Origin of the sequence: Kitasatospora sp. NPDC004799 (assembly GCF_040609095.1) — a bacterium.
GTDB lineage: Bacteria > Actinomycetota > Actinomycetes > Streptomycetales > Streptomycetaceae > Kitasatospora.
In genome coordinates, this window is sequence record NZ_JBEXJK010000097.1 from 1 (window position 1) to 22,924 (window position 22,924).

The following is a 22,924-nucleotide window of genomic DNA, read 5'->3' on the forward strand; positions in this document are numbered from 1 at the left end:
TCTCGGACCCGGACCGGGTGCCGGATCCGGCACCGGGACCGGTTCCCGTCCCGGGCTTCGCCGGGGCCGGCAGGGTGGAGGCCTCGGGCGTCGAGGGCGCGGGCAGGGTGGTCGCCGTGGGCGTGCCCGCCGCGACCTCCAGCGCGGGCCGGGGTTCGGGCCGCCGCAGGGCCCAGGACGAGTCGGTGGCCAGCAGCGTCACCGCGCACCCCGCCGCCACGGCCGCGGCCAGCCCGGCCCCGCCGAACCGCCTGCCTCTCGCGGAACGCCGCGTGCCACCGTCGCCCCGTACCTCACCACCCCGTGCGCCGTCCCGCACGTCCCGGTGCTGCTGCTCCATCCCCGCTCACCCTGCCTCGTGTCCCGGCTGCCCGCGCCGTTGCGGGCCGCGTCGGCACCAGGGTGGCGGAGCCGTCGCCGGAGCCCGGTGGCAACCCGCCCGTCGTCCGCCCGAACGGATGACGCGGCGCGCCGCCGCGACCGGGTCGGCCGGCAACGGGGGTTGACGCGGGACCGGGGCGAGAGGCAGCGGGAGGCATCAGGGCGACGGGCCGGCGCGCGCGGCGTCAGGGCGCGAGGACCTGCCCCAGCCGGGTCGCGATCTGCTGCATCACCGGTACCAGCGAGGCGGCCCCGGCCTGCTCCTCCAGGGCCCGGATGCGGGCCTCCGGTCCGGAGACCGAGAGGGCGGTGGGCGTCGGCGCGCCCGGGACGGCGAGCGCGATGCAGCGGACGCCGATCTCCTGCTCCTGGTCGTCGACCACGTAACCGCGCTCGCGCGCCTCGGCGAGCTGGCGCATCAGCTCCTGCGGGTCGGTGACGGTGTACTCGGTGTGCGCCGGCAGCGGGTTGGGGCCGAGGACGGCGCGCGCCTCGTCCTCGGGCAGCTGGGCGAGCAGCGCCTTGCCGACGCCGGTGCAGTGCGGCTGAACCCGTCGGCCGACCTCGGTGAACATCCGCATCGAGCGGCGCGACTGCACCTGGCCGACGTACACCACCTCGCCGCCCTCCAGCACCGCGAGGTTGGCGGTCTCGCCGGTGGCCTCCATGAGTTCGGCCAGGTACGGGCGGGCCCAGCTGCCGAGCAGCCGGCCGGCCGTCTCGCCGAGGCGGATCAGCCGGGGGCCGAGGGTGTAGCGGCGCGCGGTGTCCTGGCGGACATAGCCCTGCTGGACGAGGGTACGAACCAGCCGGTGGATGGTCGGCATCGGGAGGCCGGAGGTGGTGGAGAGCTCGCTGAGCGTGGCCACGCCGCCGGAGTCGGCCAACGCCTCCAGGAGTTGGAAGGCGCGCTCGACGCTCTGCACGCCGCCGCTCGCGCGGTCGGCGCCTGTCGTCGATGCTGGGTCGGGGGTCGCGGCCACCGGCGGTCCCTTCGCTGTCGGGGGAGGAGCGGAGTTCCGGCGATCTCTTCAACAAACCGTTGAAATTCTGTATCGCGGAAACTAGTCTCCACCTTACAGAATCGATCTCGCCGACAGGCCGGGTCCGATCGAGGAGGCTCCCCGGGGAAGCGCCCGCCGGGGCTCCCTCCGCCAGGCACCACCGTCTCGCCTGCCAGGCTCAACCGTCTGAGGAGTGTCCTGCTCATGGCTGCAGATCAGGGGCCCTCCCCCAGCCTCCGGCCGGGGGTACCCCCAACCGCTTCCCCCGCCGCTCCGGTCGTCACCGTCGCCGGTCCTCGCGTGCGCCGGGCGGAGGAGGTGCTCACGCCGGAGGCGATCGCCTTCGTCGTCGGGCTCCATCGCGCCTTCGAGGGGCGCCGGCAGGAGCTGCTGGCCCGGCGCCGGAGCCGCCGCGCCGAGATCGCCGCCACCGGCACGCTGGATTTCCTCCCCGAGACCGCCGACATCCGGGCCGGGGACTGGAAGGTCGCCGAGGCGCCCCGCGCGCTCCAGGACCGCCGGGTCGAGATCACCGGCCCGACCGACCGCAAGATGGTCGTCAACGCGCTCAACTCCGGGGCGCGGGTCTGGCTCGCCGACTTCGAGGACGCCACCTCCCCGACCTGGGAGAACGTGGTCGGCGGCCAGGTCAACCTGATCGACGCCTTCGAGGGCCGGATCGACTTCACCAGCGAGGCCGGCAAGGCGTACACCCTCAGGCCCGCCGCCGAGCTCGCCACCGTCGTGGTCCGTCCGCGCGGCTGGCACCTGGACGAGAACCACCTGCTGGTCGACGGCGTGCCGGTGGCCGGCGCGTTCGTCGACTTCGGCCTCTACTTCTTCCACAACGCCGCCCGGCTGCTGGCCAGGGGTGCCGAGGACCCGAACTCCGGGCCGTACTTCTACCTGCCGAAGACCGAGAGTCACCTCGAAGCCCGGCTGTGGAACGACCTGTTCACCCACGCCCAGGCCGAACTCGGCATCCCCCACGGCACGATCAGGGCGACCGTGCTGATCGAGACCGTCACCGCCGCGTTCGAGATGGACGAGATCCTCCACGAGCTGCGCGACCACGCGGCCGGGCTCAACGCCGGGCGCTGGGACTACCTGTTCTCGATCGTCAAGAACTTCCGCGACGCGGGCGGGCACTACATCCTGCCGGACCGCAACAGCGTCACCATGGCCTCGCCGTTCATGGCCGCCTACACCCGGCTGCTGGTGCGGACCTGCCACCGGCGCGGTGCCCACGCGATCGGCGGCATGGCCGCGTTCATCCCGAGCCGCCGCGACCCCGAGGTCAACGCGGCCGCGCTGGAGAAGGTGAAGGCGGACAAGGACCGCGAGGCCGGGAACGGCTTCGACGGCTCCTGGGTCGCCCATCCCGACCTGGTGCCGGTCGCCCGGGCCTCCTTCGACGCGGTGCTCGGCGGGCGGCCGCACCAGAAGGAGAACCCAGGCCCGGCCGAGCCGGTGACCGCCGCCCAGCTGCTCGACGTCGCCGGCGCGGGCGGCAGCTGCACCCGCGCGGGGCTGCACAACGCCGTCCAGGTCGGCATCCGGTACATCGAGGCCTGGCTGCGCGGACTGGGTGCGGTCGCCATCTTCCACATGATGGAGGACGCTGCCACCGCCGAGATCTCCCGCTCGCAGACCTGGCAGTGGGTCCACAACGGGGTCGTGCTGTCCGACACCGGGGAGAAGGCCACCGCCGAGCTGGTCCGCAGCCTGGTCGCGGCGGAACTGGCCGGACTCCGAGCCGAGTTGGGCGAGGAGGCGTACGGGGCCGGCCGGTGGGGCGAGGCCGCCCGGCTCTTCGAACAGGTCGCCCTGGCCGAGGAGTTCGTGGACTTCCTGACCCTCCCCGCGCTTCCCCTGCTGGGCTGAGCCCGGACCGCCGGCCGCTGCCACCGGCCGGCGGTCCAGCAGTGCGTTCCGTACCGCGGCACAGCCCCCGTCCGCGCGTCGCCGTACGGAACGGTCTTCGCCACGTAAGGAGTTCACCCATGGCACGCATGTTCTTCAACGGTCAGGCGATGGTCGGCGGCCCCTTCCACGCCAAGGTCGCCGACTCGCTGATCGGGCCGGCCCGGACCGCCCCCGGCTACCGCTTCTTCTCCATCGACCACAGCGGCGGCACGGACGTCTGCCCGGGGCTGCTGGCCGACCCGGCGGCGGACACCGCCATCGAGGGCGAGCTGTACGACATCCCCCTGGAGCGGCTGCGGGACGTCATCCTGCCGGGCGAGCCCCGGGAGCTGGAACTGGGCGTGATCGAGCTGGAGGACGGCTCGGCCTGCCTGTCCATGCTGCTCTCCCGGGGCGAGCTGGAGCGCGGCGTCCACCGCGAGATCACCCATCACGGCGGCTGGCGCGCCTACCTGGCGACACTGGGGCGGACGGCCTGACGGGGCCGGGGAACAGAGTTCAGCAAACAGATGACAACTTTCATCATCTGTTCGCTGAAAGCCGTCTGCTGAACTCTGTTCGCTGAACTCCGTCGGTTGAACCCCGCCCCCGCCCGCTCCCGCCCTGCCTCGTCACCGCCCGCCACCGCCCGCCACCGCCCTGTCCTCGCGGCCCGGAGCACGCCGCGCACGGTCCGGAGCACGGCGCACACGCCGCGCGCGTCAGACCGGACGGGCCGCCAGCTCACGCGCCGCCCGGGCGCAGTCGCGCGCGATCCGGTCCTCGTCGACGGTGGTCAGCCGCCCGTCCTCCACCACCGCGGTGCCGTTGACGAACAGCACCGACAGCGGCGGCAGCGCCCCGAAGGTGAGCGCGGCGACCGGATCCGCGATGGACGAGTGCATGATCCCGTCGATCTTCCACAGCGCCAGGTCGGCGAGCTTGCCGGCCTCGATCGAGCCGATCTCCTCCTGCCGGCCGAGCACCCGGGCGCCGCCCATGGTGCCCAGGCGCAGCGCCTGCCGCCCGGTCAGCGCGGTGGGGGACCCGTGCAGCCGGTTGATCAGCAGGGCGTTGCGCAGCTCCGTACCCAACTCGCCGGACTCGTTGGACGCGGTGCCGTCCACCCCGAGCCCGACCGGGACGCCGGCCCGGAGCATGTCGGGCACCCGGGCGATGCCGGCCGCCAGCCGGGCGTTGGAGGACGGACAGTGGGCGACGCCGGTGCCGGTAGCGGCGAACTTGGCGATGTCGGAGTCGCTCATGTGCACGCAGTGCGCCATCCAGACGTCCTCGCCGAGCCAGCCCACCGACTCGAAGTAGTCGGTCGGCCCCATGCCGAACAGCTCCTCGCAGAACCGTTCCTCCTCGGCCGTCTCCGAGCCGTGGGTGTGCAGCCGGACGCCCTTGCGCCGGGCGAGTTCGGCCGACCGCCGGAGCAGGTCGGTGGAGACCGAGAAGGGCGAGCAGGGCGCGATCGCGACGTGCAGCATCGAGCCGAAGGAGGCGTCGTGGTAGCGGTCCACGGCGGCCTCGGAGGCGGCCAGGATGGCGTCCGGCTCCTCGACCGCGTGGTCCGGCGGCAGCCCGCCGTCCTTCTGCGAGCGGTCCATCGAGCCGCGCAGCGCGGTGAAGCGCAGGCCGAGTTCCCGGACGGCCTCGATGGAGGCGCCGAGGACGTCGCCGCCGTCCTTCGGGAAGACGTAGTGGTGGTCCGAGGCGGTGGTGCAGCCGGACTTGAGCAGCGCGGCGGCGGAGCCCTGGCTCGCGGCGTGGACGAGTCCCTCGTCGATCCGCGCCCAGGTCGGGTAGAGGGCGACCAGCCAGTCGAACAGGATGGCGTCCTGGGCCAGGCCGCGGGTGATCCACTGGTAGAAGTGGTGGTGGGTGTTGACCAGGCCGGGGGTGACCAGGTGGCCCTCGCCGTCGATCCGGCGCGCCACGCCGTCCAGCCGCGCGGGGGCCGGTCCGTCGCCCACCGCCTCGATGGTGTTGCCGAGGAGGACCACGTGGCCGCGGGCGTACTCGGTGTCGTTCGCGTCCACGGTGGCGATCGCGGCGTTCTCGATCACGATCCGCCGGCCGGCGGGCGGGGGCTGGACTGCCATGGCGTGACTCCTGTCAGGGGAAGGCCGGGAAGACCGGGAGGGCCGGGAAGACCGGGAGGGCCGGGAGGGCCGGGAGGGCCGGGAGGGCCGGACCCCGCGGAGGGCGCGCCCCCTCGCGGGGCCGGTCAGGACGGTGGCGCCGTCGGCGCCGTCGCGGCGGGGGCCTGGCCGGACCCGGACCGGCGGCCGGCCCCGACGTGGTGGAAGAGCAGGTTGAGCAGCACGGCCGTCACGCAGCCGGCCGAGATCCCCGAGTGCAGCAGCGTCCGGGCGGCCTCCGGGAAGGAGTCGTAGAACGTCGGCACGGCGATCGGGACGATGCCCACGCCGAGCGAGACCGACACCAGGATGGTGTTCGAACCGGACTCCAGGCCGGCCTCCGCGAGGGTGCGGATGCCGCTGGCCGCGACCGTGCCGAAGAGCACGATCCCGGCGCCGCCGAGGACGGGCTGCGGAACCAGGGAGACGAGCGAGCCCAGCACGGGGAACAGCCCCAGCACCACCAGGATGAATCCGCCGGCCGCGACCACGAAGCGGCTGCGGATCCTCGTCAGCGCCACCAGCCCGATGTTCTGGGCGAAGGCGCTGGCGGCGAAGCCGTTGAAGACGGGGCTGAGCGCGGTGGCCAGGCCGTCGGCCCGCAGGCCGGCGGCGAGGGTGGGTTCGTCCGCCTCGCGGTCGACGATCCGGCCGAGGGCGAGCATGTCGGCGGTGGACTCGGTCATCGAGACCACCATGACGATGCAGAGCGAGACGATCGCGGCGGCGTCGAACACCGGCGCGCCGAAGTGGAACGGCGAGGGGAGCGCGAAGACGTCCGCGTCCTTGACCGCGCCGAAGTCGGCCAGCCCCAGCGGGAAGGCGATCAGGGTGCCGAGCGCCAGGCCGACGAGCAGCGACAGCTGCTGCCAGAAGCCGCGCAGCAGCCGGTTGCCGAGCACCACCGCGACGAGAGTGGCCGCGGCGAGCCCGACGGCCCGCATGGAGCCGTACCCGGGGGCGCTCGGCGAGCCGCCGCGCGCCCAGTTGACCGCCACCGGGAGCAGGGAGACCCCGATCAGGGTGATCACGGTGCCCTGGACGACCGGCGGGAAGAACCGGATGAGCTTGCAGAAGTACGGCGCCGCGAGGAAGCACAGGAGCCCCGCGACGATCACCGCTCCGAAGATCACCGGGAGGGCGTCCTTCGGCCCGTGCTCGTCGGCTACGGCGATCATGGGCGCGACCCCCGCGAAGGAGACGCCGTTCACGAACGGCAGCCGCGCGCCGATCTTCCAGATGCCGAGGGTCTGGAGGAGGGTGGCCAGTCCGGCGGTGAACAGGCTGGCCGAGATGAGCAGGGCGAGTTCGGCGGGGGAGAGCCCGACGCCGGCGCCGACGATGAGCGGGGGCGCCACGACCCCCGCGTACATCGCGGCGACGTGCTGGAGGCCGGTGGAGAGCAGCTTCACCGGGGGCAGCAGCTCGTCCACGGGGTGGCGGCCGCTCCGGGGCGGTTCGCCGGGTAGGCGGGCCGACGCGCCGCCCGGGCCGGGCGGTCCGGCCGGGGTGGAACCGCCGTCGGTACTGCTGGTGTTGCTGGGTGCCATGTCGAGCCCCTCTTGTGCCCGTGGCTCCCGGCGCGCCCGTGGCGCTGGAGAGCGGCTGGTGACGGTGCCGGAGGTGGTGACGGTGCCGGAGGTGGTGACGGTGCCGGAGATGGTGCCGGTGCCGGAGATGGTGCCGGTGCCGGCGCTGGGGCCGGCCGGCGCGGGGTGGGGCGCCGGTGGAAGGGGGTCAGGCGGCCGGGATGACCGGGACGACGCCCTCGCGGTGCACGGTGCCCTCGATCAGGCCGTACATCCGGTCCGCGGCGAAGTAGACCTCGTTGTCGTTCTCGAGGCCGAACGGCTCCAGGTCGACCAGGAAGTGGTGCTTGTTCGGCAGTTCGAGCCGGACCTCGTCCACCTCGGCGCGGTGGTCCAGGACCCGGGTGCCCATCGCGTGCAGGGTCTGCTGCAGCGAGTAGGAGTAGGTCCCGGCGAACGCCTCCAGCAGGTGCCGCTTCACCTGGCTGTAGGAGTGGTCCCAGTGGGGCTGGGCCTCGCCGTCCCGACCGCTGTAGCCGAACTTCCAGCGGGCGGTGACCTGGGTGGCGAGGATGCGGTCGTACGCCTCCAGGAGGGTGGTGTAGCCGTCCTTGAGGTAGCCCCAGAACTCCGAGTCGGTGGAGTTCAGGACGACCAGGTCCTTCAGGCCGGAGACCACCTGGACGGACTTCCCGTCGTACGCGATCTCGCTGGTGCGGACCTCCTGGCCGCGGCGGACGAAGGAGTGGCCGGCCTCCTCCGGGCCGCCGGCACCGGCCGAGCCGTCCGGTGTCCTGATCCGGTCCCAGGCGTACTCCTCGATCCGGATCCGGGCGCCGTGCACCACGCCGCGCTCGGTGTCCTCGACGAAGTGGCGCGCCAGGAGGATGCCGAACGCCTCGGCCGACTCGATGCCGTACTCCTTGGCGAAGGCGTAGACGGTGTTCTTGGTGGTGTCGGTGGGGAGGCAGTTGGCGTTGGAGCCGGTGAGGTGGACGTCCTCGAACTCGCCGCGGAGCGAGACCGAGACGTTCAGGTCCTTGATCTCGTGCCGGGCGGAGTCGCGGCGGATCCGGACGATGCGGTTCTCCGCCTTGCCGTACTGGTTCTGGCCGAGCACGTGGGCCATGGCGTGGCTCCTAAGCTTCTCGAGGGCGGCCTAGCTCCCCCGGTAGACCGAGTATCCGAACGGGTTGAGCAGCAACGGCACGTGGTAGTGGTCCTGTTCGGGCGCGACCGTGAAGACGATCGAGACCTCGGGGAAGAACGGCGGCCCGGCGGAGGCGGGCGCGTGGTACGCGCCGGTGTCGAAGAGCAGCCGGACGACCGAGCCCGCCGCCACGGCCGGCAGGTCCGAGACCCGGCCGTCGGAGTCCGTGACGGAGGTGCCGAGCACCTGCCAGCCGTCCTCGGTGCGCCGTGCGAGCTCGACCGGGACGCCCGCGGCCGGATGGCCGAGGCTGGTGTCGAGCACATGGGTGGAGATGCCAGTCATGGGTGAAGTGACCTTACGGGTGGCGAATGTGATGCGGCGTCATCACCTTGTGAACATGACGTTACGTCAGGACGCGTCGAGCAGGCGGCTGAGCCGGATGTCGTTGATCCTGCGCAGCTCGCCGCGGACGATCTCCGCCTCGGTGGCGGCGTCGTTGGGGTGGCGCTCGCGCAGGGCGGCGAGCAGGTCGGCCGCGGTGCGGCCGGTCGCGCAGATCAGGAAGACGTGGCCGAACTTGGCCTCGTAGGCGGCGTTGGCCTCGCGCAGTTCGTCGAGGACCGTCCGGTCCGCGCCCCGGATGCCGGCCTGTTCGCGTTCGGAGGCGGCGTCACCCGCCAGGGGCCTGCCGATCCGGGCGTGGCCGGCCATCGCGTCGCGCAGGTCCTCGGCCGTCAGTGAGGCGATGGCCGTCGCGTTGGCGGAGAGCAGGGCCGCGCGGTCGGGCCAGGGTCGGGTCGCCGCGACCGAGGCGGCCCAACGGGGGCTGGAGCACACCTCCAGCAGGATCTCTTCCAGCTCCGCGGCGTCGGTCGCGGCCAGGGCGTCGAGGGCGTGGGGGCGGTTGGTCACGAGTGGACCTCCTGAAGAGTGGCGCCACCCGGAAAAGCTAGATCGACCCCACCCAGCCGTCAACACTTTGTTGAACGGTGGGTGATGACGTTTCGAACCGGGCCGAGGAGCCGGCCCGTTCACGTGCGATTCGTCGAGTGTGCCCCGCCGCAGGCCGGTCCAGTCCTGCCGCGCCGGCGGGGTCACCCGTTCGGAAGTCTCCGGTGGAGACCCGTGCGCGCCCGGAGGGCGCCGAACCGGCGTCAGGACGACTTCGTACCGTCCTGGCGGTTCAGGTAGTTGTACACCGTGAAGCGGCTGACGCCCAGGGCCGAGGCGACGGTCTCCACGCCGTGGCGGACGGTGAAGGCGCCGCGCTCCTCCAGCAGGGCGACGACCCGCTGCTTCTCCACCCGGTCGAGCTCGGCCAGCGGTCGGCCGTCGAACTGGCGGGCCATCTCGGCGAGCAGCCGGTCCAGCGCGCTGCTCAGGTGCGGCAGTCGGACGGCCAGGGCGGGGGTGCCCTCCCACTCCAGGACCACGTCCTCGGCCTTCGCCTCGTCCAGCGGGACGGACGTCGCGCCGACCGCGGCCAGCAGCGGCTTCACCGCCGCGGCGAGCGGGTGTTCCAGGTTCCCGGTCACGGCGCGCCGTCCTCCTCGCCGAGCACGCTGACCTGGACCGAGATCCGGGTCGCCCCGGCGTCCAGGGTCTCCTTGAGCAGCTTGGCCACCGCGGCCAGGACCTGTGCGGCCTCGCCCTCGGCGCCGGTGCCGAAGGGGCCGACCGACACGGCGAGGCCGGCCTCGTCGACGACGTCGCGGGCCGCCGCGGCGTGCTCCGGGAACGTGTCCAGTTCGAACGGTTCTGTCGTGAACTCCACCATCAATCGCACGAGGTCACTGTAGCGATCGGGGGTGCGGGCGGGGCAGGGTCCGGGTATCGAACAGTCCGGCCCGCAGGGTCGACGCGCCCCGGGGCACCTTCAACAACCCGGGGCACCTTCAGCAACCCCGGGTCGCCTTCAACAAAATGTTGCGGCTCCCTTGACGCTCGCTCGGCGAGCCGGGGATGCTTCCATTGCACGGAATCCGTCTTCCGGATCGTGGAAGTCGCGGATGATGGACGAGATGAGAGGTGAGCGACGTGACGGCGGCCGCCGAGCACAGCTTCACGGTCAACCTGTCGATCCTGTTCAGTGAACTGCCGCTCCTGGAACGGCCCGCCGCGGCCGCCGCGGCCGGCTTCACCGCTGCCGAACTCTGGTGGCCCTTCGGTGACCGGCACGACCCCTCCCGGGCCGAACTCGACGCGCTGCGCAAGGCGTTCACGGACGCCGGCGTGCGGCTCACCGGCCTCAACTTCCTCAACGGCCTGGGCGAGGGCTCCCGCGGCACCATCTCGGTCCCCTCCGAGCGGGACCGCTTCCGCACCAACGTCCCGGTCTCCGCGGAGCTCGTCGGCTCGCTCGGCGGCACCGCGCTCAACGCGCTGTACGGAAACCGGATCCCGGGCGTCGATCCGGCCGAGCAGGACGCGCTCGCGCTGGAGAACCTGGCGATCGCCGCCGAGGCCGCGCACGGGATCGGCGCGGTCCTGCTGATCGAGGCCCTCAACCGGGCCGAGTCGCCGGACTACCCGCTGGTCTCGGCCGCCGCGGCCGTTGAGGTGGTCGACCGGGTCAACGCCGCCACCGGCCTGGGGAACGCCAGATTCCTCTGCGACGTGTACCACCTGGCCAGGAATGGCGAGGACTTGGCGGCGGTCATCGACGCCCACGCCGACCGCATCGGCCACGTGCAGATCGCCGACAACCCGGGCCGCCACGAGCCCGGCACCGGCGAGCTGGACTTCGAGGACCTGTTCGCCCGGCTCACCGCCGCGGACTACCGCGGCCTGGTCAGCCTGGAGTACCGCCCCTCCACCGGCGTCAGCGCCGACAGCCTCGGCTGGCTGCCGCGCGAGCTGCGCGCCGCCGGGTAGCGCCGTCGAGCGGCAGCGCCACGAGGCGCCGCCGAGCAGGGGCGCCACGTGGCCGCGTGAAGCAGTGGCGCCGCCGCCCCACCCGACCTCCCGCCCGCACCCGTGAGGAACTCGACGCGATGAGCCGCAAGATCGCCTTCATCGGCCTCGGCATCATGGGCGGCCCGATGGCCGCCAACCTGGTCAGGGCCGGCCACCACGTCACCGGCTTCACCCTCACCCGGCCGCCGATCGACGCCCTGGTCGCGGCCGGCGGCCACGGCGCCGCCGGCATCGCGGAGGCGGTCCGGGACGCCGAGGTGGTGATCACCATGCTCCCGGCCGACCCCCAGGTCGAGCAGGTCGTCCTGGGCGAGGGCGGCGTGCTGGAGAACGCGGCGCCCGGCACCCTGGTGATCGACATGTCCTCGATCGCCCCGCAGACCTCGGTCAGGATCGCGGCCGCCGCCCGGGAGCGGGGCATCCGCACCCTGGACGCCCCGGTCTCCGGCGGCGAGGCGGGTGCCGTCGAGGCCGTCCTGTCGATCATGGTCGGCGGCGCCGCCGAGGACTTCGCCGAGGCGAGGCCGCTGTTCGACGCGCTGGGCACCACGGTCGTCCACGTCGGTCCGTCCGGTGCCGGCCAGACCGTCAAGGCCGCCAACCAGCTGATCGTCGCGGCCAACATCCAGGTGCTCGCCGAGGCCGTGGTGTTCCTGGAGAACGCCGGCGTCGACCTCGCGGCCGCGCTGGACGTGCTCGGCGGCGGCCTGGCCGGCTCCACCGTGCTCGACCGGAAGAGGGCGAACATGCTGAACCGCGCGTTCGCCCCCGGCTTCCGGATCGACCTGCACCACAAGGACATGGGCATCGTCACCGACGCGGCCCGCGCGGTGGGCGCCGCGCTGCCGGTCGGCGCCGTGGTGGCCCGACTGGTCGCCTCCGCCCGGGCCAACGGCGACGGCTCGCTCGACCACTCGGTCCTGCTGCGCGGCGTCGAGCGGCTCTCCGGACGCGAGGCCGGGTGATCCCGGGGCCCTCGAACTCCTCCTGGCGGCGGGTACCCGTCCGGTCGTGCCCGCGCCGCCGGGAGGTCGGACCCGACCGGCGGGCGGGCCGGGGCTCATCCGCCCGCCCGCCGGTCGACCCGGGCCGGTGACGCCTCCGTCGTCCCGCAGGCGCGAGTCCGAGGACAGGTCCCGGGGGGTGCTCGCGCCGCGGGGCCGTCCGGTCCCATGCTGGACGCACCTCCTGGCACCATCGCCGGACCCGTACGGAAGCGAGGACCACGCCGATGCCCCCCACCCCCCACCAGGGCCATGTGGTCGTCGCCCCCGACAAGTTCAAGGGCAGCCTGGACGGCGCCGAGGCGGCGGCCAGGATCGCGGCCGGCATCCGGCGGGCCGCGCCCGGCACCGAGGTGCGCGAACTGCCCGTCGCCGACGGCGGCGAGGGCACCCTGGCCGCCGCGCTCGCGGCCGGGTTCCGCCGGGTCCCGGTCGAGGTCACCGGCCCGACCGGACTGCCGGTGGAGGCCGCGCTGGCCGTCCGGGGCGACACCGCCGTGGTCGAGCTGGCGCAGGCCGCCGGACTCGCCCGGCTGCCCGGCGGCCGTACCGCCCCGCTCACCGCCGGGTCCTACGGGGTCGGCCAGCTGATCGCCGAGGCGGTCTCGCTCGGCGTCGGGCGGATCGTCCTGGGCATCGGCGGCAGCGCCGGCACGGACGCCGGAGCCGGCCTGGTGCAGGCGCTCGGAGTGCGGCTGCGTGACGTCGACGGCGCCGAACTCCCGCCCGGCGGGGGCGCGTTGCGCCGGATCGCGGAGATCGACCTCGGCCCGCTGGCGGACGCCCTGGGCGGGGTCGAGATCGTGGTGGCCTGCGACGTGGACAACCCGCTGCTCGGGCCGCGCGGCGCCGCCGCCGTCTACGGCCCGCAGAAGGGCGCGAGCGGCGAGGACCTGGTGGTCCTGGAGGAGGGGCTGACCCGGTTCGCCGACCTGGTCGCCGAGGCGACCGGGCGGGACCTCCGGGAGACGCCCGGCGCCGGGGCCGCGGGCGGGGTGGGCTTCGCCGCGCTGGCCCTGCTCGGCGCCACCGTGCGACCCGGCATCGAGCTGCTGCTCGACCTGGTGGGCTTCGACGAGGCCGTGCGGGGGGCGCGCCTCGTGGTGACCGGCGAGGGGTGCCTGGACGCGCAGACGCTGCACGGCAAGGCCCCTGCCGGAGTCGCCGCGGCAGCCGCCCGGGCGGGGGTCCGGGTGGCCGCCGTGGCGGGCCGGGTGGAGCTCTCCGAACCGGAATGGCGGGCCGCCGGTTTCACCGCCGCGATCGCCCTGACCGACCTGACCGAAGGCGCCGGGCGGCCGGGGGAGAGCCTGGCCAGGGCCGGTGAGCTGGCCGAACGCGCGGGGGAACGGCTGGCCGCCCTGCTGCTGGCGCGCTGAACCCTGGTACGTCCGTCCATTGACGTTTTGTTGAAGGCGGGCCTAGGCTCCCGGCCATCCTTCACCTGCACCCGTGTCCCCGCGCCTCGACTCCAAGGTTCCGGAGGTCTCCCATGCCCTTCAGCCAGCCGACGGTGATCCGCTCCCGGCGGGTGGTCCTACCGGACGGCGAGCGCCCCGCGGACGTGCTGATCCGGGACGGGAGGATCGCCCGGACGGCCCCGCACGGCACGCTCACGGCCGGCGCGGGCGAACTCGTCGACCTCGGCGGCACCGCCCTGCTGCCCGGCCTGGTCGACACCCACGTGCACGTCAACGAGCCCGGCCGCACCGAGTGGGAGGGCTTCGCCACCGCCACCCGGGCCGCCGCGGCCGGCGGCGTCACCACGATCGTCGACATGCCGCTCAACGCGATCCCGCCGACCACCACGGTGGCGGGGCTGGCGCTCAAGCGGAGGACCGCCGAGGGCCAGGCCTGGGTCGACCTCGGCTTCTGGGGCGGCGCCGTCCCCGGCAACCTCGCCGACCTCGAACCGCTGCACCGGGCGGGCGTGTTCGGCTTCAAGAGCTTCCTCGCCCCCTCCGGGGTGGACGAGTTCCCGCACGTCGAGGCCGCCGAACTGGAGACGGCGCTGGCAGAGCAGGCGCGGATCGGCGCGCTGGCGATCGTCCACGCCGAGGACCCGGCCGTACTCGCCGCCGCCCCGAGCCGACCCGGCGTCCGCTACCGGGACTTCCTGGCCTCCCGGCCCGCCGACGCGGAGACCGCGGCCGTCGCCCGACTGCTGGACGCGGCCCGGCGCACCGGCGCCCGGGTGCACGTCCTGCACGTCTCCTCCGCCGCCGTGCTGCCGCTGCTGCGCCGGGCCCGCGAGGACGGCGTCCGGGTGACCGCGGAGACCTGTCCGCACTACCTGACGCTGGCGGCCGAGCGGATACCGGACGGTGACACCGCGTTCAAGTGCTGTCCGCCGATCCGCGACGAGGCCAACCGGGACGCGCTCTGGGAGGCTCTGGCGAACGGCGAGTTCATCGCCGTCGTCTCCGACCACTCGCCGTCCACCCCCGACCTCAAGCTGCTGCCCGAGTACGGCGGCAGCGGCGACTTCGCGGCCGCCTGGGGCGGCATCGCCTCGCTCCAGCTGGGCCTGCCGGCCGTCTGGACCGAGGCCCGCCGGCGCGGCCGCAGCCTGGCCGACGTGGTGCGCTGGATGTCCGCCGGACCGGCCGAACTGGTCGGCCTCACCGGCACCAAGGGCGCCATCGCCGTCGGCTGCGACGCGGACCTGGTCGCCTTCGACCCGGACGGCGGCTTCGCCGTCCGGGCGAGCGGACTGCACCACCGCAACCCGGTGACGCCGTACGCGGGCCGGACCCTCACCGGCGCGGTGCGCGCCACCTGGCTGCGCGGCCGGGAGGTCGATCCCGCGGGCCGCCCGTTCGGCCGGCAGCTCGCCCGGCCCCACGCCCGTCCCATCGCCACCACTCCGTCCTTACGCGTCTGAAGGAGAGCCAGTGACCACTGCCGACACCCCGAGTGCCCCCTTCACCGAGCTGGTCGACCTGGCCTCCCGACTGCTCGGCGCAGGCGTCGTCGCCACCAACGAGGACACCTTCGCGGACGCCGAGAACCTGCTGGTCGCCAAGCCGGCCGAGTTCCGCCCGCACACCTTCGGCCACAAGGGCCAGATCATGGACGGCTGGGAGTCCAAGCGCCGCCGCGGCGTCTCCGCCGACCAGCCGCACCCCACGGAGGAGGACCACGACTGGGCGATCGTCCGGCTCGGCGCCGCCGGGGTGGTCCGCGGCGTCGTCGTGGACACCGCCCACTTCACCGGCAACTACCCGGAGTCCGCCTCGGTCGAGGCCGCGTCCGTCCCCGGACACCCCTCGCCCGAGGAGCTCCGGGAGGCCGAGTGGAGCACGATCGTGCCGCGCACCGGGCTGAAGGGCGACACCGTCCACGAGTTCGCCGTCGCCGACGGCACCCGCTACACCCACGTCCGGCTGGCGATCTTCCCGGACGGCGGGGTCGCCCGGCTGCGGGTGCACGGCGAGGTGCTGCCCGACCCGCGGGAACTGGACGGCCTCACCTTCGACCTGGCGGCCCAGGAGTACGGCGGCGTGGCCGAGGCGGCGTCCGACCGCTACTTCTCCTCCCCGCACAACCTGAACGCTCCCGGCCGGGCCTCCGTCATGGGCGACGGCTGGGAGACCAGGCGTCGGCGCGACAAGGCCAACGACTGGGTGCGGATCGCCCTGGCCGGGGGCGGTGAGGTCCTGGCCGCCGAGGTGGACACCTCCTGCTTCGTCGCCAACGCCCCCGGCTGGGCCGATCTGGTCGGCTTCGACGCCTCGACCGGGGCCGACCCGGCCGACGGCGAGTGGTTCGAACTCCTGCCCCGCACCCGGCTCCAGCCCGACACCCGGCACCGCTTCCGGCTCGCCGCCGGCCGCCCGGTGACCCATGTGCGCGTCAACGTCTACCCGGACGGCGGGCTGGCCCGCCTGCGGCTCACCGGCCGCCTCAGCGAGGCCGGCCGCGCCGCGCTCGCGCTGCGCTGGTTCAACGCCCTCCCGGCCGCCGAGGCCGTCGCGGCCCTCACCGGCTCCGGTCTCACCGGCGCCGAGGCCGCCGCGCTGACCGCCGCCCGCCCCGCGGCCGACCCGGCGGCGGCCGCGACCGTCGTCCGGAGCCTGCTCGGGAACTGACGCCGCATCGAGACGATCGGCGGTCCCGTTCCCGGGGCCGTGGGGGAGGGGCCGTGGTGTCCGCGCAGGTGGGCCACGGGGTCGGCACGGATTGTCCACGGATATGCACGGACGGCAGCCGTCGGAGCCGCCGGGTCGATAGGCTGGTGGGTGCCCGCGGTCGCTCCGTGGGGGGACATCGGAAGGGGACGACATGTCGACACCAGCCCCGGGTCGTCACGCCGCGCTTGACCAGGGTCCGATGGGCCCGTTCACCTCCCTCCAGCACGCCCTCAGACTGCTGGAGGCGGTCGACCGCCACCCCGACGGCGCCACCCTGGTGGCCCTCGCCCGGGAGACCTCGCTCGGGCTGCCCACCGTGCGCCGGCTCGCCGAGATCCTGGAGGTCGAGGGCTACCTCCAGTGCCAGGACGGCGGTTGGCTGCTGGGCGGCACCTTCGCCCTGCTCGGTCAGCACAACCGGGAGCAGCTGGTGAAGGCCCGGCTCAACCGCAAGCTCGCCGAACTCCGGGACGAGTTGGGTGCCGCGGTGTACTTCAGCCGGTACCACGACGGCGAGTTGTCGGTGGAGGCGGTCTCGGCCGCCGACTACGCGCCGGCCGTGCAGGAGTGGGTGGACTTCCGGGCCACCGCGCACGCCAGCGCGATCGGCAAGTGCCTGCTCAGCCAGCTGGACGCGGACGCCCGCCGGGACCACCTCTCCCGGCACCCGGTCGCCCGGCTCACCTCCCGCACCGTCACCGACGCCGACCAGCTGATGCACCGGCTGGAGCGGCAGCCGGCCACGGTGCCGGTGCTGGACATCCAGGAGTACGCGCTGGGCACGGTGTGCGCGGCGGTGCCGATCACGGCGGGCAGCACGGTCGGCTGCCTGGCCACCTCGATGCCGGCGGGCAACGTCCACAAGCTGAAGGCCGCCGCCGAGCTGCTGGCGGCCCGGGCGGCGCCGCTGATGCTGGCGATGGCGGTCTGACGGCGGACCGGCGGTCGCGCGCGAGTCCGAGGAAGCCCTGCCGGGGACCGGTGGGGCTTCCCGCGTTTCCCGCGTTTCCCGTGGCAGCCGGGGTGGCGGTGGTGTCCGCGCTTCCCGTGGTGCCCGCCGCGCCTGCCGCGCCCGCCGCACTCGTGTTCCCCGGGGCGCCCGCCCCTGCGCATCACTTATTAGACTCGATGTCGATAAGAGCTGCCGAAACCCTTGTCCCGCTCGCTACCCGCGAGTACGTTTCCCTGGAGCCGAGCCGCCGCCCCCAGGTCAGGAGGGCCTGCCATGCCCCGTTCCACCCCCGTCCCCGCCCTCGCCGCGCCCGCCGCGCGCGTGCACGACGGCCTCGTCCTGGAGCCCCGGGACGTCCGCTTCGACTGGGAGCGGCTGCCGCTGCACTGGATCCCGGACGAGCCGATGGCCACCCACGTCATCAACGTGCTGCACCTGCTGCTGCCCGAGGGCGAGCGGTGGTTCGTCAAGGTGTTCAAGGAGGCGCTGCCGCTCATCCGGGACGAGCAGCTGCGCGAGGAGGTCCTGGGGTTCATCGGACAGGAGGCCATCCACGCCGAGGCGCACCAGGAGGTCCTGGACCACCTGCTCGGCCAGGGGCTCGACCCGAGGCCGTACGTCCGGCAGATCTCCTGGCTGTTCCAGCGCGTCCTGGGCGACAAGCCGGGGCTGACGCCGGCCCGGCGGCGGGAGAACGTCATCGAGCGGGTCGCCTTCATCGCGGCGATCGAGCACTTCACCGCCTTCCTCGGCAACTGGGCGCTCAACTCCCCGGGCCTGGACCGGGCCAAGGCCGACCCGACGATGCTGGACCTGCTGCGCTGGCACGGCGCGGAGGAGGTCGAGCACCGCAGCGTCGCCTACGACCTGATGGTCCACCTGGACCCTGGCTACCTGCGCCGGGTGCGCGGGATGGCGGTGTCCGGGCCGCTGCTGGTCCACCTCTGGGTGCGCGGCGCCCGCTTCCTGCTCGCCGCCGACCCGACCCTGCAGGGGCGGCTCAAGCCGACCTGGCGGGAGGCGGGCCGGATCGCCAGGCGCGGACTGCTGCCGGACCCGGTCAAGTCGATCCGCTCCGGGCTGCGGTACCTGCGGCCGGGCTACCACCCGACCCAGGAGGGCTCGTCCAGCCAGGCGCTGGGCTACCTCGCCACCTCCCCGGCCGCCCGCGCGGCCGCCGGGCGCTGAGCCCGGTCCTCCTCCCTCCCCACCTCCAAGGACCCCGCCGGATGGACCTGCTCACCCCGCCCCCCGACCTCTACGGCCGCCCCCGCGTCGACGGCTTCATGCGCCGGCTCACCGCCTTCGGCGACCGCTACAGCCCGGCCCTCGGCAGCCCGCTGCTGCGCCGCAACCCCCGCCGCCCGCTCAGCCGCCCCACCCCGCCGCTCCAGCTGGTCGTCACGGAGCGCCGGCAACTCGTTGCCGACGTCGTCGAGTTGCGCCTCGCCGACCCCTCCGGCGGCCCGCTGCCCGGCTGGCAGCCGGGCGCCCACCTGCGCCTCGTCCTGCCCTCCGGCCGCGAGCGCCACTACTCCCTCAGCGGCGACCCGGCCGACCGCACCGCCTACCGCGTCGCCGTCCGCCGGCTGCCCGGGGGCGGCGGCGGGTCCGTCGAGGTCCACGACGCCCTGCACCCCGGCACCCGGCTCACCGCCCGCCGCCCGCGCAACGGCTTCGCCTTCTGCGCCGAGCCGGCCGTCCTCCTGCTGGCCGGCGGCATCGGCATCACCCCGCTGCTCCCGATGGCCCGCGAGGCGCAGCGGCACGGCCTGGACTGGCGTCTGGTGCACGTCGGCCGCAGCGCCGACACCCTCCCGTACGCGGACGAGCTGCGCGCCCTCGACCCGCACCGGGTGGTGCTGCGCACCGACGACGAGCACGGCGGCGTCCCCACCGGCGCCGAACTGCTCGCCCACGCCCCGCGCGGCGCCGCCGTCTACTGCTGCGGCCCGGCCCCGATGCTCACCGCCGTGCAGCGCGCCCTGGACGAATCCCCGGCCGCCGCCCTGCACTTCGAGCGCTTCGGCGCCGCCCCGGTCACCGACGGCGAGCCGTTCGCCGTCCGCCTCGGCACCGACGGTCCGACCCTCGACGTCCCCGCCGACCGCTCCGCCCTGGACGTGCTCCGCGAGGCCCGCCCGGACCTCCCGTACTCCTGCCACCAGGGCTTCTGCGGCACCTGCGAGGTCCGGGTGCTGGCCGGCGCGCCCGACCACCGGGACCGCCGGCTCACCCCCGAGCAGCGTGCCGCCGGCGCCCTGCTGCCCTGCGTCTCCCGGGCCGCCGAGGGCGAGACCCTCGTGCTCGACCTCTAGAAGGAGCCCCCTCGATGGCGAATTCCCTGGCGAAGGCGATCCCCGCCTTCCGCTACACCGAGCGCGACCTCGCCCGCTTCCGCGAGACCCAGCAGCTCGCCTACCACTGCGCCGAACAGGTCGCGGCCTGGATCGAACCCGGGGTCACCGAGCGGCAGGCCACCGCCGAGCTGCGCCGCCGCCTGGTCGCCGCCGGGGTGCAGGACTTCTTCCACGTCCCCTTCGCCTGGTTCGGCGACCGGACGGCGTTCCGGCACTTCCACACCCCGCTCCAGTTCTTCGCCGGCAACCGCCGCCTGGAGGAGGGCATGCCGTACGTGCTGGACTGCGCGCCCGTGGTGGACGGCTACACCGCCGACATCGGCTACGGCGGCAAGGTCGGCGAGAACCGGGTGTGGGACCGCCTGGCCGCCGACCTGAAGGTCTACCGCGAGCTGATCCTCCGGGAGGTGCGGGCCCGCAGGCCGCTCGCCGAGGTGTACGCCGCGGTGGACGCCCAGATCGCCGCGCACGGCTACGACAACCGCCACCAGGTCTACCCGGGCCGGGTGATCGGCCACCAGGTCACCCGCAACACCGCGCGCGGCCCGGCCGGGGTGAACGTCTTCGGCTTCGGCGTGCGCACCCTGCAGACCCTGGGGCGCGAGCTGATCTCCGAGCGGCTGCACGGCCGTTCGCCGCTCTGGGCGGACGGCCGCTCGTCGCGGCACGCGCCCACCCCGGGCCTGTGGGCGGTCGAGCCGCACATCGGCTTCCGGGGCGTGGGCATCAAGTTCGAGGAGCTGCTGGTGGTCACCGAGGACGACGCCTACTGGCTCGACGACGACCTGCCGCACGTCCGCCGGTGGGCGGTGGCCGAGACCGCAGCCACCGCGCCGACCGCCACCGCGCCGACCGCCGCCGCCGAGCCGACCACCCTGGAGGCCACCCGATGACGAGCCCGACGAAGCGCCCGCCGCAGCCCCCGACGGCGTCCCCGGTCCGCCGCCGGACCGTCCACTCCGGCGGCCTGCCGCTCGCCGTCTTCGAGCAGGGCGACCCCACCGCCCCCACCGTCCTCCTCGTGCACGGCTACCCCGACTCCCACGTGGTCTGGGACGACATCGCCGCCGACCTCGCCCGCGACCACCACGTGGTCCGCTACGACGTGCGCGGCGCCGGCGAGTCGGCCGCCCCCGCCGACCGGTCCGGCTACCGCCTGGAGCACCTCGCCGAGGACCTGTTCGCGGTCGCCGACGCCGTCAGCCCGGACCGCCCGGTGCACCTGGTCGCCCACGACTGGGGCTCGATCCAGTCCTGGGAGGCCGTCACCGCACCCGGCGCCGAACGCCGGATCGCCTCGTACACCACCCTGTCCGGCCCCAGCCTGGACCACATGGGCTTCTGGCTGCGCCACCGGCTGCGCCGGCCCACCCCGCGCCACCTCGGGCAGCTGCTGCACCAGGGCCTGCACTCCTGGTACATCACCGCCTTCCACCTGCCCTACCTCGCCCCCGGCATCTGGCGCCTGGGCCTCGCCCGGGCCTGGCCGCGGGTGCTGCGCGACCTGGAGCAGGTCAGCCCGCGGGCCGGCCACCCGCAGCCCACCCTGCGCCGCGACGCGGTCCGCGGCATCGAGCTGTACCGGGCCAACTTCCGCCCCACCCTGGGCAGTCCGCGCGAGCGGCCGACCGAGGTGCCGGTCCAGCTGATCACCCTCACCCGGGACCGGTACGTCGGCACCTACCTCTCCGAGGGGCTGGAGCGCTGGGTGCCGAAACTGACCCGCAGGACGCTGCACGCCGGCCACTGGTCGGCGCTGCTGGAGAAGGGAGCCACCGTGGCCGGACTGGTCCGCGGATTCACCGCCCGCATCGAGGCGGGCCGGGCCCGACCGGAGGACGGTGACGGCCGGCTGGTCGTGGTCACCGGCGGCGGCAGCGGCATCGGCCGGGCGACCGCGCTCGCCTTCGCCGAGGAGGGCGCCCGGGTGGTGGTCTGCGACCTCGACCTCGCGGCCGCCGAGCGCACCGCCGAACTGGCCTCGCTGATCGGCCCGCGGGCGCACGCCTACCGGGTGGACGTCTCGGACGGCGCGGCGGTGGACGCCTTCGCGCAGACCGTCGCCGCCGAGCACGGGGTGCCCGACGTGATGGTCAACAACGCGGGCATCGGCCACTCCGGGACGTTCCTGCAGACCACCGAGAAGGAGTGGCAGCGGGTCCTGGACGTCAACCTCTGGGGCGTGATCCACGGCTGCCGCGCCTTCGGCACCCTGATGGCCGACCGCGGCCAGGGCGGCCACATCGTCAACGTCTCCTCGGCCGCCGCCTACCTGCCCTCCAAGGCGCTCACCGCCTACGCCACCAGCAAGGCCGCGGTGTTCATGCTCTCGGACTGCCTGCGCGCGGAGTTCGTCGGCCACGGCATCGGCGTCTCCACCATCTGCCCCGGCATCGTCAACACCAACATCACCCGCACCTCCACCTTCTCCGCCACCACCTCCGCCGAGCAGGCCGCCAAGCAGGCCCGCGCCGCGAAGCTCTACGCCCGCCGCGGCTTCCCCCCGGAGAAGGTCGCGAGCGCTGTCCTCGCCGCCGTCCGCACCGGCAAGCCCGTCGTCCCCGTCACCCCCGAGGCCAAGGCCGCCCGCCTCCTCTCCCGCCTCAGCCCCGGCCTGCTCCGCCTCGCCGCCCGCCTCGACATCACCTGAGCAGCCGCGCCGGCGGGGGCGGCCCCGGGCTGTGAGAGCATCGAGGCCCATGGAGATGACAACGGCTCTGTGGTCCTTCGCCCTCGTCGTGGGGCTGCTCACGCTCACGCCCGGGCTCGACACCGCGCTGGTGCTGCGGACCTCGGCGCTGGGGCGCCGGCGGCAGGCCTGGGGGGTCGTGCTGGGGATCCAGACCGGGACGCTGATCTGGGGGACGCTGACCTCGGCCGGGGTGACGGCGCTGCTGACCGCCTCGCAGCTGGCGTACGAGGTCCTGCGCTGGGCGGGCGCGGCGTACCTGGTGTGGATGGGCGTCGGGATGCTGCGCGACCGGGGCGGCGAGGCGGCGGCCGAGGCGGAGCCGGAGGACGGCGGGTTCGCGCACGGCTGGCGGCGGGGCACGCTGACCAACCTGCTGAACCCCAAGGTCGGGGTCTTCTACGTGGCCGTGCTGCCGCAGTTCATCCCCGCCGGGGCCCCGCACTTCGCCGCCGGCGTGGCGCTGACCTGCGTGCACGTCGTCGAGGGCGTGCTCTGGTCGACCGTCCTGGTGGGCTTCGCCCGGGTGCTGCGCGGCTGGCTGCGCCGTCCGGCCGCCCGGCGGCTGATGGACCGGGTGACCGGCGCGGTGGTGCTGGGCTTCGGCGTCAAGCTGGCACTGGCCGACTAGTCACATGATCGGCCGGGCGGGGCCCAGGGTCCGTCTTCAAACTCCCGTCGTCCGCCCGGAGGGCGGGCGGGGCGGCGTTGGGGTGCGTGCATCGCAAGGCGGAGGAGGGAGCCACTGCGG

Annotated in this window: 21 protein-coding genes and 1 pseudogene; 13 read left to right on the top strand and 9 right to left on the bottom strand. The window is 74.3% G+C overall.

Annotation, left to right across the window (positions count from 1 at the left end; genetic code table 11):
* Nucleotides 1-340: pseudogene (locus ABZW03_RS15180) on the bottom strand (hypothetical protein); the annotation flags it as partial.
* 226 nt (nt 341-566) lie between these two features.
* A complete protein-coding gene (locus ABZW03_RS15185) occupies nt 567-1,364 on the bottom strand; it encodes an IclR family transcriptional regulator (RefSeq protein ID WP_355257107.1) in 798 nt (265 codons plus the stop codon).
* A gap of 225 nt (nt 1,365-1,589) precedes the next feature.
* Here ABZW03_RS15185 and aceB point away from each other — a divergent pair, with 225 nt between their 5' ends.
* Both aceB and ABZW03_RS15195 read left to right on the top strand, forming a co-directional pair.
* Nucleotides 1,590-3,269 carry a malate synthase A gene (gene aceB, locus ABZW03_RS15190; protein ID WP_355257110.1) on the top strand — a complete coding sequence of 560 codons (1,680 nt, stop codon included), beginning with the start codon at nt 1,590-1,592 and terminating at the stop codon, nt 3,267-3,269.
* 119 nt (nt 3,270-3,388) lie between these two features.
* Complete coding sequence (locus ABZW03_RS15195; RefSeq protein ID WP_355257113.1) at nt 3,389-3,790, top strand: gamma-glutamylcyclotransferase; 402 nt, start codon at nt 3,389-3,391, stop codon at nt 3,788-3,790.
* Between the two features lie 222 nt (nt 3,791-4,012).
* Here ABZW03_RS15195 and ABZW03_RS15200 read toward each other — a convergent pair whose 3' ends face one another.
* The 7 genes from ABZW03_RS15200 to ABZW03_RS15230 form a co-directional block, all read right to left on the bottom strand.
* Nucleotides 4,013-5,398: an 8-oxoguanine deaminase gene (locus ABZW03_RS15200; RefSeq protein WP_355257116.1), complete on the bottom strand. Its 1,386-nt coding sequence runs from the start codon at nt 5,396-5,398 to the stop codon at nt 4,013-4,015.
* A 125-nt stretch (nt 5,399-5,523) separates the two neighbouring features.
* A complete protein-coding gene (locus ABZW03_RS15205; RefSeq protein WP_355257119.1) occupies nt 5,524-6,987 on the bottom strand; it encodes a nucleobase:cation symporter-2 family protein in 1,464 nt (487 codons plus the stop codon).
* 187 nt (nt 6,988-7,174) lie between these two features.
* Nucleotides 7,175-8,095: a factor-independent urate hydroxylase gene (gene pucL, locus ABZW03_RS15210; RefSeq protein ID WP_355257122.1), complete on the bottom strand. Its 921-nt coding sequence runs from the start codon at nt 8,093-8,095 to the stop codon at nt 7,175-7,177.
* 30 nt (nt 8,096-8,125) lie between these two features.
* Complete coding sequence (gene uraH, locus ABZW03_RS15215; protein ID WP_355257124.1) at nt 8,126-8,461, bottom strand: hydroxyisourate hydrolase; 336 nt, start codon at nt 8,459-8,461, stop codon at nt 8,126-8,128.
* A 66-nt stretch (nt 8,462-8,527) separates the two neighbouring features.
* Nucleotides 8,528-9,031 carry a 2-oxo-4-hydroxy-4-carboxy-5-ureidoimidazoline decarboxylase gene (uraD, locus tag ABZW03_RS15220; protein ID WP_355257126.1) on the bottom strand — a complete coding sequence of 168 codons (504 nt, stop codon included), beginning with the start codon at nt 9,029-9,031 and terminating at the stop codon, nt 8,528-8,530.
* A gap of 242 nt (nt 9,032-9,273) precedes the next feature.
* Nucleotides 9,274-9,654 (bottom strand): helix-turn-helix domain-containing protein, encoded by a 381-nt coding sequence (locus ABZW03_RS15225; RefSeq protein WP_355257128.1) that lies wholly within the window; start codon nt 9,652-9,654, stop codon nt 9,274-9,276.
* Nucleotides 9,651-9,905: a thiamine-binding protein gene (locus ABZW03_RS15230; RefSeq protein WP_355257129.1), complete on the bottom strand. Its 255-nt coding sequence runs from the start codon at nt 9,903-9,905 to the stop codon at nt 9,651-9,653. Before ABZW03_RS15230 ends, ABZW03_RS15225 begins: the two co-directional genes overlap by 4 nt.
* Before the next feature lie 242 nt (nt 9,906-10,147).
* Here ABZW03_RS15230 and ABZW03_RS15235 point away from each other — a divergent pair, with 242 nt between their 5' ends.
* From ABZW03_RS15235 to ABZW03_RS15285, 11 genes are all read left to right on the top strand, one after another.
* Nucleotides 10,148-10,993 (top strand): TIM barrel protein, encoded by an 846-nt coding sequence (locus ABZW03_RS15235; RefSeq protein WP_355257132.1) that lies wholly within the window; start codon nt 10,148-10,150, stop codon nt 10,991-10,993.
* A 119-nt stretch (nt 10,994-11,112) separates the two neighbouring features.
* Entirely contained in the window at nt 11,113-12,000 is an 888-nt protein-coding gene (locus ABZW03_RS15240) for a 2-hydroxy-3-oxopropionate reductase (protein ID WP_355257135.1), read from the top strand.
* Nucleotides 12,001-12,266: 266 nt separating this feature from the next.
* Entirely contained in the window at nt 12,267-13,418 is a 1,152-nt protein-coding gene (locus ABZW03_RS15245; protein ID WP_355257137.1) for a glycerate kinase, read from the top strand.
* 113 nt (nt 13,419-13,531) lie between these two features.
* Nucleotides 13,532-14,923: an allantoinase AllB gene (allB, locus tag ABZW03_RS15250; protein ID WP_355257140.1), complete on the top strand. Its 1,392-nt coding sequence runs from the start codon at nt 13,532-13,534 to the stop codon at nt 14,921-14,923.
* Between the two features lie 10 nt (nt 14,924-14,933).
* A complete protein-coding gene (gene alc, locus ABZW03_RS15255; protein WP_355257142.1) occupies nt 14,934-16,130 on the top strand; it encodes an allantoicase in 1,197 nt (398 codons plus the stop codon).
* 241 nt (nt 16,131-16,371) lie between these two features.
* Nucleotides 16,372-17,103, top strand: a complete 732-nt coding sequence (locus ABZW03_RS15260) for an IclR family transcriptional regulator C-terminal domain-containing protein (protein ID WP_355257145.1) — start codon at nt 16,372-16,374, stop codon at nt 17,101-17,103.
* 294 nt (nt 17,104-17,397) lie between these two features.
* A complete protein-coding gene (locus ABZW03_RS15265) occupies nt 17,398-18,312 on the top strand; it encodes a metal-dependent hydrolase (protein WP_355257148.1) in 915 nt (304 codons plus the stop codon).
* A gap of 41 nt (nt 18,313-18,353) precedes the next feature.
* Nucleotides 18,354-19,442 (top strand): PDR/VanB family oxidoreductase, encoded by a 1,089-nt coding sequence (locus ABZW03_RS15270; RefSeq protein ID WP_355257151.1) that lies wholly within the window; start codon nt 18,354-18,356, stop codon nt 19,440-19,442.
* A gap of 14 nt (nt 19,443-19,456) precedes the next feature.
* Nucleotides 19,457-20,377 carry a M24 family metallopeptidase gene (locus ABZW03_RS15275; RefSeq protein WP_355257153.1) on the top strand — a complete coding sequence of 307 codons (921 nt, stop codon included), beginning with the start codon at nt 19,457-19,459 and terminating at the stop codon, nt 20,375-20,377.
* Nucleotides 20,374-22,134: an SDR family oxidoreductase gene (locus ABZW03_RS15280; RefSeq protein WP_355257156.1), complete on the top strand. Its 1,761-nt coding sequence runs from the start codon at nt 20,374-20,376 to the stop codon at nt 22,132-22,134. The genes ABZW03_RS15275 and ABZW03_RS15280 overlap by 4 nt, the downstream gene beginning before the upstream one ends.
* Nucleotides 22,135-22,183: 49 nt before the next feature.
* Complete coding sequence (locus tag ABZW03_RS15285) at nt 22,184-22,804, top strand: LysE family translocator (RefSeq protein ID WP_355257159.1); 621 nt, start codon at nt 22,184-22,186, stop codon at nt 22,802-22,804.
* Nucleotides 22,805-22,924 lie beyond the last annotated feature (120 nt).

Bases quoted from the DNA above. Each gene is read 5' to 3' on its own strand.
- ABZW03_RS15270 (WP_355257151.1), top strand. From the start codon at position 18,354: ATGGACCTGCTCACCCCGCCCCCCGACCTCTACGGCCGCCCCCGCGTC.
- allB (WP_355257140.1), top strand. From the start codon at position 13,532: ATGCCCTTCAGCCAGCCGACGGTGATCCGCTCCCGGCGGGTGGTCCTA.
- ABZW03_RS15205 (WP_355257119.1), bottom strand. From the start codon at position 6,987: ATGGCACCCAGCAACACCAGCAGTACCGACGGCGGTTCCACCCCGGCC.
- aceB (WP_355257110.1), top strand. From the start codon at position 1,590: ATGGCTGCAGATCAGGGGCCCTCCCCCAGCCTCCGGCCGGGGGTACCC.
- ABZW03_RS15200 (WP_355257116.1), bottom strand. From the start codon at position 5,398: ATGGCAGTCCAGCCCCCGCCCGCCGGCCGGCGGATCGTGATCGAGAAC.
- ABZW03_RS15260 (WP_355257145.1), top strand. From the start codon at position 16,372: ATGGGCCCGTTCACCTCCCTCCAGCACGCCCTCAGACTGCTGGAGGCG.
- ABZW03_RS15245 (WP_355257137.1), top strand. From the start codon at position 12,267: ATGCCCCCCACCCCCCACCAGGGCCATGTGGTCGTCGCCCCCGACAAG.
- ABZW03_RS15195 (WP_355257113.1), top strand. From the start codon at position 3,389: ATGGCACGCATGTTCTTCAACGGTCAGGCGATGGTCGGCGGCCCCTTC.
- ABZW03_RS15240 (WP_355257135.1), top strand. From the start codon at position 11,113: ATGAGCCGCAAGATCGCCTTCATCGGCCTCGGCATCATGGGCGGCCCG.
- ABZW03_RS15285 (WP_355257159.1), top strand. From the start codon at position 22,184: ATGGAGATGACAACGGCTCTGTGGTCCTTCGCCCTCGTCGTGGGGCTG.
- ABZW03_RS15275 (WP_355257153.1), top strand. From the start codon at position 19,457: ATGGCGAATTCCCTGGCGAAGGCGATCCCCGCCTTCCGCTACACCGAG.
- uraH (WP_355257124.1), bottom strand. From the start codon at position 8,461: ATGACTGGCATCTCCACCCATGTGCTCGACACCAGCCTCGGCCATCCG.
- ABZW03_RS15265 (WP_355257148.1), top strand. From the start codon at position 17,398: ATGCCCCGTTCCACCCCCGTCCCCGCCCTCGCCGCGCCCGCCGCGCGC.
- ABZW03_RS15280 (WP_355257156.1), top strand. From the start codon at position 20,374: ATGACGAGCCCGACGAAGCGCCCGCCGCAGCCCCCGACGGCGTCCCCG.
- pucL (WP_355257122.1), bottom strand. From the start codon at position 8,095: ATGGCCCACGTGCTCGGCCAGAACCAGTACGGCAAGGCGGAGAACCGC.